Genomic DNA, 13074 nt, shown 5'->3' on the forward strand with positions numbered 1-13074 from the left:
TTAGCTTGTTTATTCAAAAGGAAGCCATTAAAATAAAAGAAACGGATCAGAGAGGATAGAATCTATGCGAGCCTACCATAAACTGTTTTCACCTATTTTCCTTTTACTCTTAGTAGGTTGTACGAATTACGAGTCTACTACCGTCACTTTACATCCTCAAAAAGAACGATCTGAGCATTTGCCTAAATCTAGCAGGATCCCTTCTATTATAGATCCGCATCCCCTAGACCTCACGATCTACCAACACCAAGCGCCAACAGAGTGGGGGGAATTTATCAGCGGTGTTAAAACAAAAATGGAAACCAATGAAAAGGCAATAGCATTAACATTCGATGCTTGTGGTGGTGAGCATGGCTCTTTATATGATGAAGCGTTGATGAACTATTTAATTGAACATCAAATCCCAGCTACACTTTTCGTAAATGCACGCTGGATAAAAGCGAATGAACCACTTTTTCTTGAATTAGCGGAAAACCCCTTATTTCAAATCGAAAATCACGGAACTGAACATAAGCCACTCTCTGTCACCGGAAAAAGCGTTTGGGGTATAGACGGAACTAAATCAATTGAAGACGCCTATGAGGAAGTACTAGTGAACCATAATCTTATAACTGAACTAACGGGAGTAGAACCGACAATGTTTCGCCCAGGTACAGCCTTTTTTGACAATATTGCTGTGCAAATGCTCGATGACTTAGGAATTGAAGCTGTAAACTATTCCATTTTAGGAGATGCAGGCGCCACCTTTACGCCTGAGCAGGTGACGCATGCACTTGTTGACCACGCAGAACATGGAGCCATTGCCCTTCTGCATATGAACCAGCCAAGTAGCGGAACCGCAGAAGGAGTTAAACGAGCCATTCCCCTTTTAATGGATGCAGGTTACACATTTGTTCAACTTGATGAGTTCCCATTAAAATAAATAACAGTTAAAATTAAGCCCACTTTAAAACAATGGATAAATGGCAACAATTTACTTCATTACTTACGTCTGGAGATTGTACTTGAAACACCACACCTGTCGGGGAATAGTGGGTTTGTGGTAAAACTGTTAAGCCTGGAATGGACTGAATTAAGTGATCAACAACTTGTTGATTACTTTTTTGAGCTGCATCCATTAGTTGATACGAAAAATGTTGATTCTCAAGATGTTTCATTAATAACTGACTTTGTTGTAAAAGGAATTCAACTTTACCGACTGATTGTGTAAATGTTGTCGTGTCAACAGCAGGAAACGATCTACTGTATGGTTGATACGTATATGGATGCTGGTAATAAGGATGATACATCGGTCTTCACTCCTTACAAATCTAACCTATCTTATGCAGCTAAACTGTGAAGTGAGCCTATCTTCTAACGAACGGTAAAAGCCCGCACACAGTGCATGAGTAGCGGTCTTAACTGAGTGGGCTAATTATAAGCTTTTATGTTCTTTTTTATGCGTCTGAAAGGAACGTGCATCCGCGAGATTTAACTCCCTCAGGCCTCAATGCCACGAAAACACTTTTTCCCCTTTAAAAATTTCCTTTTTACTCCTTCCTTCTTTTAGCTAAATTAAATTCTAGAAAACGAGCCTATCTATTACGAAAAAAAGGTTCTCTGAATCAATAAAACAACCATCAAAGTCGATATTTGGATTAAAACACCTCTTCTTTGAATGTGCTTTTCCGCATCGTTTATCATTTGATCATCAATAGGAAAGTGGAGAGGAATGAACTTTTTTCCTGAACCAATTCCTTGAGAGAATTGCAATGTATTAAAATAAAGGATGACAGCTAACAGCGGAAAAAGAATGAATAAGCTTTCAAAATAAAAAAGAATAAAGATTGTTAAGAGAATGACTCGAACAAAGTTTCGGCTGGTTTCCGTTCCCCTTACTGTTAATCGCACCAATAAATAGACCATTGGATTCTCATTTTTTCTAAAAAAGACTAGTGGAATGATATTTCTAAAAGATGTCTGATTTGACTTTACATCGATAAGACTGCTCAAAAAAAACTGACCTATTTTTCTTGTTTTTTCTTCAGACTTCATTAGTGTTTCCCAAGAATAAATAGGGAAAATCATCAGTCTAGTATAGAGTGAACCAATAAGTATAATACCTAATACAATGAAAATTCCAAAGATGTTGGGTGCTTCTAGTAATAATAGAAAGCAACTTGCCATACAAACATTGTGAAGCCCAACGAATAGCGCTGTTTTTTTTGTACTCGTACTTATGATCATAACGAGAAACAGAATATGCAGAATACCTATAAGTTGTAAAAAAAGAAAAAGAGGGATCAGCTCGCTTGTGTTTAAAGAAAAGACATATAGTAAAAACAAACTAAATAAAGTGACCTTTATAGATTGAATGGTCAAGTTATAAAGTAAACAATAAATAAAATAACCTTCCACCTCTTTTATTTTGGGAGCTAAATAAACCTCATCAAAATCACTTATAAAGCTAACAATCCCTTTATTGAGTGTAAAAAAAAGAAAGAGACCAGTAAGAATAAAAGATTGATAGAACGAATGAAGGTTACCATCTTGTAGTGTCATGATAAGGACATATACCGCCAACATCATAAATGGTATTAACGCAAATACACCACTATGTCCCAACACTTTAACCAGAATTTTCATGTTTTGTTTCATGGAACTCTGAAGTCTTTCAATAAATAAATCCTTCATCTTTTTTCCTCAATGATGGAAAAGAAAATATCCTCTAACGTAACATCTTTCAGATGATCAGCAGTCAGGTAAGGAATATCATGGTAAGACTTTTGGTGACCTTCATGTAAAACAATGATCCTATCACACAAGCTTTCCGCTATATTCAACATATGAGTTGAAAGGATAATGCCTACACTCTCTTTTTTAAGTCTAATGAGATCCTCCGTAAAGTATTTCAAACCTCGTGGATCTAGTCCCATAAAGGGTTCATCAATAATAAGAAATGTTGGACTTGAAATCATTGCACTAATAATCGAAACCTTTTGTTGTGTGCCTTTTGATAATGCATAAGGGTATTTGTTTATATGGGTTCGAATTAAATATCTGTCCACTAAAGTATTTAAATAATCATCCGTATTAATTTGATAAAGCCTCTTTATAAACTCAAAATGCTCATAAACAGTAAGGTTTGGATACAGATGTGGTTTATCAGGTATTAGAGCAAGTTTATCTCTTTGACTATACCAATCCTGCTTGTTAATGGTAACTTCTCCATCCATAGGTTTTAACGTACCTACAATGTGACGAAGTGTTGTGCTTTTTCCAGCTCCATTCAAACCGACTAAACCAATGATTTCTCCAGTGTGAAGATCAAACGAAATGTCTCTTATAATTTTTCGAGTAAGATAGCCACCACTAACACGGTTTACGCTTAACATCATCGAAATGACTCCCTCATTGTCTTATTTACTCATAATGATTCGAATATTTTAATTAACTCGTCATCAGTATACCATCTATTACTTTATAGGTAATGTCTCTATTTATCCCTATTCAAAAACGAAGATTAAATTTTGATCGATCTTCTTTATGTACAATACATTACCTGATTTGTTAGTCTGGAAAATTTTAAAAACACCAAAGCCATATGCATTGATGTCTTTAGTAAACGATTCAAAATCACGAACGTTCATATGTTTTCTAGTAAGAAGTACATCCTTCTTTTAAGAAAGATATTATTCAACAGTTTTCGTCTGTCATAGCTGGTATATTTACCTCTTTAACACATGAAACAGTAGACAAACTCACTATACAATTGACAATTGACACAATATCTTGAACCGGAATTCTTGTGCCATGATAGTCGGTTATAATCTTCATAAGGCAGCCAATTCACTTGGATTACTACAAGTACTTTTTTATTAAAAGATGGTTGGGACCATTCCTCCATCCATACGAATAGGTGACCCTCTAAAAGCAGACGCATGTGGACTACATAAAAACGAAGCAAGTCTGCCTATTTCAGATGGCCTGATGAACCTCTGTATTTCAGATTGTGGCAAATTCTGAGCCATGAATTTTTTCTCTTTTTCTGAAAATACCATGCTCTCATCGTTGTAAATACTTTCTATTATTGATTGAACATTTTCCGATAGTGTAGGTCCAGGCATAATTGTATTTACGGTCACTTCAGTTCCTTTGGTAAGTAGAGATAAACTTTTCGCCAGTGATAACAGCATCGACTTCGTCATACAATACTGTGGCATTTGTCCAGAAGGCATTACTGCTTCTTCACTTGCTATAAAAATAATGCGACCACCTTCACTTTCTAGCATCTTAGGAAGATAGTGTTTACACAATCCATTTGCAGCTAATACATTCGTTTCAAAGTATGCTCTCCACACATCATCTGTAACATCTTCATATTGCATAATCTCATAAATCCCCATATTGTTAACTAAAATATCTACTTTGGGATATTTTTTAATTAGTTGTTCTCTTTCTTGTACGTTAACAAGATCCGCTGTAGCATTTTTGGGCGACGTTAAAGGAAATTCTAATTTAAACTCCTGTACTGTTCGTTCTACTTCCTCATGGGAACGCCCATTTATGAGAACATTAACTCCTTCTCTAGCCAGTTCTTTCGCAATTGCTTTACCAATTCCTTTTGTTGAGCCTGTAACCAAAGCCGTTTTATTTAATATATCTAGTTTCAAGATACTCTTCCCCTTTCGTTTTACTTTCAGTTTGTTTATTTAACCTAGGTGCTTATCACGCCACTTCAAAGGAGTTTCTCCTTCCCAATCCCGGAATGCCCGATAGAAGGAGCTTTGATCTTTATAACCAACGAGAAACGCCACTTCTTTAATCTCTAGGTTTGGGTTAGCCAAGTACCATCTTGCTTGTTCATGACGCGCATTCTTTAGCACTTCTTTATAATTAGTATGTTCATCCACTAACCTTCTCTGTAAAGTCCGTTCGCTCATGCCTAGCTCAAAGGAAATGTGATGTATGTCCAGTTTATCCGCGGTTAAATTGCGTGTTAACAACCATTTAACTACTCCTGTTATTGACTGATTACTACGCTGTTCTTCCAATGTTTGCTCTAAAACTGGAGTTAAAACCTCCAGTAGCTCAGCGTTATATGAACTAAAGGGACGATCTAGGTCTTCCACATGCAACGTCAGTCTATTCCTCTTTGCCCCAATTTGGATCGGGCATCCAAAATACTCCCTCAATAAACTTACTTGAGCGAATGAGTGGGTAAACTCTACTCGTTTAGCTTTTATGGGATATCCAGTTCCACGTCTCCCTAGTTCTAGTAAAAACGTAATGATTGTGCCGACAAGCAACGCCGGTTCAATTAGCTCCTTATCAAAACTCTCCAATTCAATCGTACAATTCGAATGTTCTTCTATAATGTGTAATTTTTCAGGAGGACACATTTCTTTATAGCGTGCCATCCTCTTAAGCGCATCTCGATAATCACGAGCGTGGTAAGCAGCTAATACAGCTGGGGGATATTGTGCTGTTTCAAATACAGTTGGTAGTTGTAACATTCCAAATTCTATGTCACCGATGATATCTGAGTATGCTTGCCATAGTGCATAATAGTGTTCAACGGTAACAAACGATTCATTAATTACACTTAAAGGTAATCCTGCTTTCCGAACCACATTCGGTACTTTAATCCCAAGTTGCTTCAATGTAGTCCAGAGCCCATCAGGTATTCTAATCCGAGCATTCGTAGTCATAATTCACCTCTCTATCAGCACATTAACAGTTTTGATAGTTTGTTAACGGGACAGCTATTTCATATTATCTAACTTTTATTATTTTGTAATTCGCAAGGAACGACATCCGATTCGCCAAATACGACAAATTTACTTCGTAAGAATTATAGCTACTACTTTACTCTCAAAGCTACTCTAACCAATAAACTTATTTTACATGACAAAATATATATTTTGTAACAGGCTTAGCTGGTTATGGACTAATTATAAAAAAGTGAAAAGATTAACGGCTAACAAATTCATTTCTAATAGAACAAAAAGAACTAAATCTCTGAAAGACTTAGTACTTCAACGTTCTTTCTATATGCTGTTAAGAAGACTCGAATTTCTAAAGGGATGTAACCCCCACTAGAAAATATTCACTCTAAAGCCTCTAAAAAATAATTATTCAGTTAAAATGAACGAGCCCTTTCGTGTATTGACAAGGCATGTTCATCCTTAGCAGACAACTTACCGCCTACTGTTCTAACTGTACAATTATCTGCATCCACTTTGATATGATACGTACTTTCCGCTCAGTTTAATGTTATCGCTGTTCATTAGGTTTTTGAAATCTTATTCTATCCTTATTTGTTGGAATCGAATTATTTACTTTTTCCCATATGCCATCTTTAAATATTTCGTATTGCTCAAAAGCAAGAGGTAATCCGTTTGCAACAGCAATATTACTACTATCCATAAGCTGAAAATGCAAATGCGGAGCAAAAGAGTTACCTGAATGACCAACTCTACCAATAAGATCACCTTTTTTTATACGCTGCCCAACTGAAACTTTAATGGACCCTGTTTGAAGATGAACTAATGCTGCATATACATTGTCGGCACATTTTATAATAATGTAGTTACCTGCAACTGTTTGTATGTTGACTTTATTCGGATCAAAAAATTGAGCATTTTTGTATGCATTAGACATATCTGATAGTAATCTAGTTCTTGATCGTTCTTTATAACCATCCTCGGCTTGAAGAATAATTCCATCACAAGGAGCAAATACGTCTTGCCCCCAACAATAATAGTCGTCTAAGGGAACTCCAAAAAGTAGGTAGTGCACCAAACTAGTGCGATAGGAAGGCCTGCCCTTTCTTTTCCAATCCACTTGAACGAAGTCATAAGCATATCTTGTTCCAAATTTGTTTGTACCATGACTCGGAATTTTTGTTCCTGGCGTGTTAGGAGAGTACCACTCTCCTCTCAAAGGAAACTCTACAATCATTGGCTCATGTGCGTCAATCATCTCTTGATCCTCCTTCGTTGCTTCTTTGCCCAAATCATTAAAAAGAAAAATCCTCCACCCCTAAATTTCAATCTAAAGGATTTATATAATGTAGATTCAGTCCAATTCTAATTTGTTGAGAGGACTCAAATCTCCACGAGTTTAAACTCATTCGTATACCTTCTTTCGGAATCCTTTCATAATTCTCCCAATAGGTACCCATCCAATAATTTTAGGACTATCCCACCCAGGAGCACCACTTAAATTTTCAACTTCAAGATACCCATCAATCCGAACCATGTCCCACGCATGAATTACCTTGCCATTACCTATTGATAATCCGACATGGCCCCAATTTCTATGATCCCCATTAATTGGCCCTGAGCAATCATAAAAGACAAAAGAGCCTTTTGGAGGTATACCTTCACTTATACTGTCATCATATAAGCCTGCGGATTCTTTTGCACTATCTCCTCCAAAAATTTCTACATTATTGCTTCTCTCTAACGCATCTTCCACAAAAGCTAAACAAATATATGCGTAATCTACAGAACCCAAGTGATCCTTAGCCCAATTAATAGCGTTATCAATATACTCACAATATTTACCCATTAGCACTCTCCTAAACTAAAAATTCTTTTCACCTCTAATTCAATCCATGTATTACAGAACGTTCTATCCTCATTTAGTAAGTGGGAAAACTTAGATAGCCTTTCATTTGAATTAATTTTTCACTTCTATCATTTTCTTATAATATAATATGCGGTTGAGAGGAGTCGAACCTCCACTAGTTTAACCTCACTAAGCCCTCAATGCCGTGGAAACGTGTTATCTCCTGCAAACACGCACACTACTTGCACGCATTTGCACCCATTTCATATAAAATCGTCCATTTTCAGATATAGTGGTGAAGCTAAAATACTCTACAAAAATATCTTGAAATTATTCGCCCTATCTATATCTAATAACATCTAATAAATAATCCAATTACTATCACTAAAGGAAAATTGTTTTTTCAAATTAATTTATCGTGCTTTCTTTGAATTCCTACTCCTTAACCCCCGTAATTTACTTCTTTGTTAATTTCTCTGAAGTAAGGAATAAAAGATATTTGATTTGCACCATTGGCTCTCACCACTGTACGATATACTTTTCGATTACCTATTTCAACCACTGATAAGTCTCCATCTTGATAAAAATAAAAAAGTACCAAAGCTCTAAAAGCCTTGGTACTCATAAATTTCTAAGAATATCATTGAAGAGTTAAACCTTAGTTGTTAGAAATTTTTGTTTACTGCTTCCTCAATTGATTCGTCGCCTTGCTTAATATAAAAACTCTTACCCAATAACTTTTTATTTCCAATTGTTTTAACGAGTACCTGAGCAACATCCTTTCTTGTGATAAGGTAATCATTAAAATGATCTTGCCTTGTTGGATGTAACTCTATTTTTCCAAGTGCTTTTTCATTATTCATCGGTCCTGGTCGCACAATTGTGTATGGTAGGTCGCTTTTTTCTACGTAGAAATCAGACATATTCTTTGCAACCGCATAAGGTTTCATTTTCTCGCTTTCCTCATCCACATCTAAACTGTCCGCTGCACTTAGTTGAATAAAATGTGTGACACCTGATGATTTTGCATAATCAACTGCTTTTTTAGTTCCCCATAAATCAATAAGCAATGTCTTATCTGCTCCAGTACTTCCACCAGAACCAGCAGCAAAAATAACCGTATCAATGTTCTTAAAAGCATGTGAAAAATCCTCTTCTAAGTCACCTAGCACAACATCGTTAGCACCGAGTGATTTTAACTCTTCTACTTGTTCTTTTTTACGTACAAGAGCTGTTGCTTGATGAGCTGTTTGCTTTAATTGAATAATAATTTCTTTTCCAACTTGACCATTTGCTCCAATCACTAGTACATTCATGTGAGTCCCTCCAAATATTTGCATGCATGCGTCTGCATGTTATTGTATTTATTTATACCCTTTTCATTCTCAATGAAACAAGAATCATGCATAGTTCATGCGCTGAAATTCTTACCACTCTTGTCTAGTTGGTGTCACAAAAACATCGTTTATCATAACATTACTTGGCTTATTCACTGCAAAAGCAATCGTTTCAGCCACATGTTCTGGTGCAATGGCTACTTCATTTAGGTTACCTAACACGGAACTCACATCTTTGTCCGTTACTTTCTCTTGCCAATTAGTTGCGATTACGCCTGGTGAAACGTACACCGCCTGAATATTATGATTGACAGATATTTCTTTTCTTAAGCTTTCTGTAATGGCTCTAGTTGCGTATTTTGTCGCACTATAGACACCATGACCTTCACCTACTGCGTGACCTGCAACTGAGCCAACATTAATAATTTGACCACTGCCTTGCTTTTTCATTTGTGGGAGAACAGCAGCTATACCGTATAATACTCCCTTCAGATTTAAGTCGATCATTTTTTCCCACTCGTCAACGTGAGCATTATCCCATTTTGAAAATAACATTAACCCTGCGTTATTAATGAGTGTGTCCACTCTACCGTATTTCTCTACAGTAAAATCTATTAACGCACTTACTTCGTCTCTTGAGGAAATATCCGTTGCTTTAAATGAAGCAACTCCACCATTGCCTTCAATTTCTTGAACAATTCCATGTAGTTCTTTCTCATTACGAGCAGCTAGAACAACTTTTGCACCTTCCTTAGCAAGATGTTCTGCTGTTGCTTTTCCAATCCCACCTGATGCTCCAGTTACGACAATCACTTTATCTTTAATGTAAGACATGTATCATCAACCCTTTCTAAAACCCTAATTTATATTGAACCGGAACTATTTCATCCGTTGATTTTCTTAATTGTTTGGCAGCTTCTAGAGCCCAATAAGGATTACGAAGCATGCCTCTTCCTACCGCTACAAGATCTGCATCTTCTGTTCCTACCACCGCATTAGCTAAAGTTGGGTCATCTAATCGTCCCACTGCAATAACTGGTACATCTAATGCCTTTTTGATTTCTCTTGCTAGCGGGACTTGGTATCCTGCATGTGTACCTGGTTTACCCCAAGCTGCAATTTGACCTTCTCCACCAGAAGAAATATCAAAAATCTCTGCTCCAGCTTCTTTATAAGCTTTAGCAAGTTCAATCGCTCCATTAATATCATAGCCACCATCTACATATTCTTTGGCAGATATCCGCATAATGAGAGGCATGTCAGTAGGAATTTCTTCTTTGGCTGCTTTAAGAATATCTGAACCAAATTTAGTTAACTCTTTTCCAAATTCATCTGTTCTCTGATTTGTTAATGGTGAGTGGAATTGATGAATGAGATAACCGTGAGCTCCGTGGATTTCAATGACATCAAATCCCGCTTGAACAGCAAATCTTACAGATGTACGAAACTTCTCAATCAGTTCGTATATTTCTTCAGTTGTTAATTCTCTTGGTGTTTTTGAATTTTCATCAAAAGGAATGGCAGATGGTGCAACAGGTACTTCAGCATCTTCAGCTTTTCGACCTGCGTGCGCAATTTGAATAGCTGCCTTCGCACCATGTTGATGAATTCCATCAACAATCTTTTTTAATGCCGGAATTTGCTTTTCAGACCATAGCCCTAAATCATGATCAGAAATACGTCCATCAGGTTCAACATCCGTCATTTCAACCATAACTAGGCCAGCACCTCCAATAGCACGGCTTATATAATGAATATAATGCCAATCAGTTGCGATACCATCTTTCTTGTCCACACTGTATTGGCACATTGGTGACATCATAATGCGGTTTTTAAGCTCTAATCCTTTTAAAGAAAAGGAATCAAACATACTTGGTTCTTTCATCATTGTCATCTCCTTGTAAATTAAATGCATGCGTCTGCATGTAATTAGAAAGTTAACATCAATTTTATTTGATGTCAACCAAGAGCGTTACATGTGTTGAAATCCAGATTTACCGCTAATGTCGCTCATTCGTACTCTTCAAGACACTAAAGATTATACTGTTATGCTTTTCATCTATATCCATATCCTTTATTACCGTATTAAACGTATTCAGTGCTCGTTCAAACTTCTTCTCCCCTAATGACGTTAGGGAAGTATATATTCCTCGTTTATCATCTTCACAAGTCGTTCTCTCTAATGCACCACAGGTTTTAGCTTCTAACCTTCCTACAAGTCGAGACATTGCACTCTGACTCAGTCCAATTAATTCTTGAAGCTGTTGTAATCGTAATTTACGATCACTCTCTTGTGATAGGTAGTACATGACATAAAATTCTTTGAGAGATATATCGTTATTTCTTTTTAATGCAGACTCCAACTCATTCGAAATTTTATCTTTTATTGAAGTAACTTCTAACCAATTGTTTAAGAACTCATATTGAGACTTATTATCCATAAGATCACCCTTTATAATAATTAGAACGAAGCAGCTATACTATTTGATTACTTATCCTATTATAACCTATAAAAATTTTGGGTTATTTACACTTCACTTACTAAGATCCAAATTATTTTATACTACAATATCATATTAGAACATAAGATGTTGGTATTTTAAAGCACTCTAAAGCAAATATTTATAATATATAATTTTTCCACATAAAAAACTAAGGCAACAAATACTCTTGTTCATAACTTTCAAACCCTATCCTACCAAGCAAAGGAATCTTGAAATGATTATAAATCATATTAATACGTTATTAATGTAAAAACAAAAAAGCACCAAAGCTTTAAAAGCCTTGGTACTTCAACGTTTTTACTATATGCGGTTGAGAAGACTCGAACTTCCACGGGATTTAACTCCCACTAGGCCCTCAACCTAGCGCGTCTGCCATTCCGCCACAACCGCTCGTTGAATAAAAAAAGCACTTTTTAAAAGTGCGGGTGAAGGGACTTGAACCCCCACGTCATAAAGACACTAGATCCTAAGTCTAGCGCGTCTGCCAATTCCGCCACACCCGCGAAAACAGAAAGAAAAAATAATGGCGGTCCGGACGGGACTCGAACCCGCGACCTCCTGCGTGACAGGCAGGCATTCTAACCAACTGAACTACCGGACCATTATAAAGATGGTGGAGGATGACGGGATCGAACCGCCGACCCCCTGCTTGTAAGGCAGGTGCTCTCCCAGCTGAGCTAATCCTCCAAATGTGACTTCAGATAACCCTCGTACTTTTTCGTCCAATTCATGTCTTTCAGTCAGTCATGTACAAATGTACACTCTCTCCCTCAAGCACCTCTTGTCCTCAAATTACTCGATTCTCTTTGTCAATATAACTTCAGATAACCCTCGTACTTTTTCGTTAAACTAAAATGGTGACCCGTACGGGATTCGAACCCGTGTTACCGCCGTGAAAGGGCGGTGTCTTAACCGCTTGACCAACGGGCCTAGAGTGAAATATGGCGGAGAAGGAGGGATTTGAACCCTCGCGCCGCTTACACGACCTACACCCTTAGCAGGGGCGCCCCTTCAGCCACTTGGGTACTTCTCCGTGGCTCCACAGGCAGGATTCGAACCTGCGACCGATCGGTTAACAGCCGATAGCTCTACCACTGAGCTACTGTGGAATATGTATAAAACGTTCTTGTCTCCTTAGCGACTTCTATAATATATCATAAGCCACCAATTAAGCGCAAGACTTTTTTAAGACAAAAATTGAAGTTTCCCTCTACATACACCACATACATATTCGAATTGATTGACTTTCCGTTTACGGTAGTATTTTTGCTCGCACGATGAGCATTGATACACGTAATGTATCTGTGCTTCACGTTCTTTAACAGAGCGACAGTAACGGGGAGCACCAACTTTTTTTAATAACTGTTTAAAATCTTGGTCCTTATGCCGATAACCCTTCCCTAAAAGGTGTAGGTGATAATGACATAGCTCATGCTTAATAATGCCAACCAGTTCCTCTTTCCCGTACTTGGCATAGTGCTTTTCATTTAGTTCGATGTTATGGCTTGAGAGCAAGTAGCGCCCTCCTGTTGTCCGCAAACGTGGGTTGAAGATGGCTTTATGCTGAAAAGGTCTGTCAAAAAAAGAGTCAGATAACGCTTCGGTTAAAGCTTGTAATTCTTTGTTCGTCATAATCCCTCCAAAAAATATTCATCAACACTGACAACCCCGCTGGCATA

At 37.2% G+C, this 13074-nt stretch carries 13 protein-coding genes, 7 tRNA genes and 1 pseudogene; 1 reads left to right on the forward strand and 20 read right to left on the reverse strand.

The window, feature by feature from the left end:
* The first annotated feature begins 64 nt into the window (after positions 1–64).
* Positions 65–922: a polysaccharide deacetylase family protein gene (locus PQ477_RS03615; RefSeq protein WP_274272970.1), complete on the forward strand. Its 858-nt coding sequence runs from the start codon at positions 65–67 to the stop codon at positions 920–922.
* Between the two features lie 13 nt (positions 923–935).
* Here PQ477_RS03615 and PQ477_RS03620 read toward each other — a convergent pair whose 3' ends face one another.
* From PQ477_RS03620 to PQ477_RS03715, 20 genes and pseudogenes are all read right to left on the reverse strand, one after another.
* Positions 936–1289: a YuzC family spore coat inner layer protein gene (locus PQ477_RS03620; RefSeq protein ID WP_035398679.1), complete on the reverse strand. Its 354-nt coding sequence runs from the start codon at positions 1287–1289 to the stop codon at positions 936–938.
* Between the two features lie 292 nt (positions 1290–1581).
* Entirely contained in the window at positions 1582–2673 is a 1092-nt protein-coding gene (locus tag PQ477_RS03625; RefSeq protein ID WP_274272971.1) for an ABC transporter permease, read from the reverse strand.
* Positions 2670–3377 (reverse strand): ABC transporter ATP-binding protein, encoded by a 708-nt coding sequence (locus PQ477_RS03630; RefSeq protein ID WP_274272972.1) that lies wholly within the window; start codon positions 3375–3377, stop codon positions 2670–2672. The genes PQ477_RS03625 and PQ477_RS03630 overlap by 4 nt, the downstream gene beginning before the upstream one ends.
* A gap of 298 nt (positions 3378–3675) precedes the next feature.
* Positions 3676–3848 (reverse strand): annotated as a pseudogene (locus PQ477_RS03635) (short-chain dehydrogenase); the annotation flags it as partial.
* A gap of 9 nt (positions 3849–3857) precedes the next feature.
* Positions 3858–4652: an SDR family NAD(P)-dependent oxidoreductase gene (locus tag PQ477_RS03640; RefSeq protein ID WP_035398682.1), complete on the reverse strand. Its 795-nt coding sequence runs from the start codon at positions 4650–4652 to the stop codon at positions 3858–3860.
* 39 nt (positions 4653–4691) lie between these two features.
* Positions 4692–5690 carry a helix-turn-helix transcriptional regulator gene (locus PQ477_RS03645; RefSeq protein WP_060704821.1) on the reverse strand — a complete coding sequence of 333 codons (999 nt, stop codon included), beginning with the start codon at positions 5688–5690 and terminating at the stop codon, positions 4692–4694.
* 565 nt (positions 5691–6255) lie between these two features.
* On the reverse strand, positions 6256–6963 hold the full coding sequence (locus PQ477_RS03650) for a M23 family metallopeptidase (protein WP_274272973.1): 708 nt from the start codon (positions 6961–6963) through the stop codon (positions 6256–6258).
* 147 nt (positions 6964–7110) lie between these two features.
* Positions 7111–7554, reverse strand: coding sequence for an NlpC/P60 family protein (locus PQ477_RS03655; protein WP_144559621.1), 444 nt, complete (start codon positions 7552–7554; stop codon positions 7111–7113).
* Positions 7555–8219: 665 nt separating this feature from the next.
* Positions 8220–8870 (reverse strand): SDR family oxidoreductase, encoded by a 651-nt coding sequence (locus tag PQ477_RS03660; RefSeq protein WP_035398685.1) that lies wholly within the window; start codon positions 8868–8870, stop codon positions 8220–8222.
* 111 nt (positions 8871–8981) lie between these two features.
* Positions 8982–9725, reverse strand: a complete 744-nt coding sequence (locus PQ477_RS03665; RefSeq protein WP_274272974.1) for an SDR family oxidoreductase — start codon at positions 9723–9725, stop codon at positions 8982–8984.
* A 16-nt stretch (positions 9726–9741) separates the two neighbouring features.
* Complete coding sequence (locus tag PQ477_RS03670) at positions 9742–10776, reverse strand: NADH:flavin oxidoreductase/NADH oxidase (RefSeq protein WP_274273542.1); 1035 nt, start codon at positions 10774–10776, stop codon at positions 9742–9744.
* A gap of 115 nt (positions 10777–10891) precedes the next feature.
* The gene (locus PQ477_RS03675) at positions 10892–11332 is read right to left on the reverse strand and encodes a MarR family winged helix-turn-helix transcriptional regulator (RefSeq protein WP_144559625.1); all 441 of its coding nucleotides are present in this window, start codon (positions 11330–11332) and stop codon (positions 10892–10894) included.
* Positions 11333–11700: 368 nt separating this feature from the next.
* Positions 11701–11785 (reverse strand) — tRNA-Leu (locus PQ477_RS03680).
* Between the two features lie 30 nt (positions 11786–11815).
* Positions 11816–11898 (reverse strand) — tRNA-Leu (locus PQ477_RS03685).
* Positions 11899–11919: 21 nt separating this feature from the next.
* Positions 11920–11996: transfer RNA gene (locus tag PQ477_RS03690), tRNA-Asp, on the reverse strand.
* 10 nt (positions 11997–12006) lie between these two features.
* Positions 12007–12082: transfer RNA gene (locus PQ477_RS03695), tRNA-Val, on the reverse strand.
* Positions 12083–12250: 168 nt separating this feature from the next.
* Positions 12251–12325 (reverse strand) — tRNA-Glu (locus PQ477_RS03700).
* A 12-nt stretch (positions 12326–12337) separates the two neighbouring features.
* Positions 12338–12428: transfer RNA gene (locus tag PQ477_RS03705), tRNA-Ser, on the reverse strand.
* A gap of 1 nt (position 12429) precedes the next feature.
* A tRNA-Asn gene (locus PQ477_RS03710) sits at positions 12430–12504 on the reverse strand.
* 76 nt (positions 12505–12580) lie between these two features.
* A complete protein-coding gene (locus PQ477_RS03715; RefSeq protein ID WP_274272975.1) occupies positions 12581–13027 on the reverse strand; it encodes a SprT family protein in 447 nt (148 codons plus the stop codon).
* Between the last annotated feature and the right edge of the window lie 47 nt (positions 13028–13074).

This window comes from Shouchella hunanensis (assembly GCF_028735875.1).
Taxonomy (GTDB): domain Bacteria; phylum Bacillota; class Bacilli; order Bacillales; family Bacillaceae_D; genus Shouchella; species Shouchella hunanensis.

Coding starts and splice junctions, on each gene's coding strand:
- PQ477_RS03630 (WP_274272972.1), bottom strand. CDS start 3,377: ATGATGTTAAGCGTAAACCGTGTTAGTGGTGGCTATCTTACTCGAAAA.
- PQ477_RS03670 (WP_274273542.1), bottom strand. CDS start 10,776: ATGAAAGAACCAAGTATGTTTGATTCCTTTTCTTTAAAAGGATTAGAG.
- PQ477_RS03665 (WP_274272974.1), bottom strand. CDS start 9,725: ATGTCTTACATTAAAGATAAAGTGATTGTCGTAACTGGAGCATCAGGT.
- PQ477_RS03645 (WP_060704821.1), bottom strand. CDS start 5,690: ATGACTACGAATGCTCGGATTAGAATACCTGATGGGCTCTGGACTACA.
- PQ477_RS03655 (WP_144559621.1), bottom strand. CDS start 7,554: ATGGGTAAATATTGTGAGTATATTGATAACGCTATTAATTGGGCTAAG.
- PQ477_RS03620 (WP_035398679.1), bottom strand. CDS start 1,289: ATGTATCATCCTTATTACCAGCATCCATATACGTATCAACCATACAGT.
- PQ477_RS03660 (WP_035398685.1), bottom strand. CDS start 8,870: ATGAATGTACTAGTGATTGGAGCAAATGGTCAAGTTGGAAAAGAAATT.
- PQ477_RS03715 (WP_274272975.1), bottom strand. CDS start 13,027: ATGACGAACAAAGAATTACAAGCTTTAACCGAAGCGTTATCTGACTCT.
- PQ477_RS03675 (WP_144559625.1), bottom strand. CDS start 11,332: ATGGATAATAAGTCTCAATATGAGTTCTTAAACAATTGGTTAGAAGTT.
- PQ477_RS03650 (WP_274272973.1), bottom strand. CDS start 6,963: ATGATTGACGCACATGAGCCAATGATTGTAGAGTTTCCTTTGAGAGGA.
- PQ477_RS03615 (WP_274272970.1), top strand. CDS start 65: ATGCGAGCCTACCATAAACTGTTTTCACCTATTTTCCTTTTACTCTTA.
- PQ477_RS03625 (WP_274272971.1), bottom strand. CDS start 2,673: ATGAAGGATTTATTTATTGAAAGACTTCAGAGTTCCATGAAACAAAAC.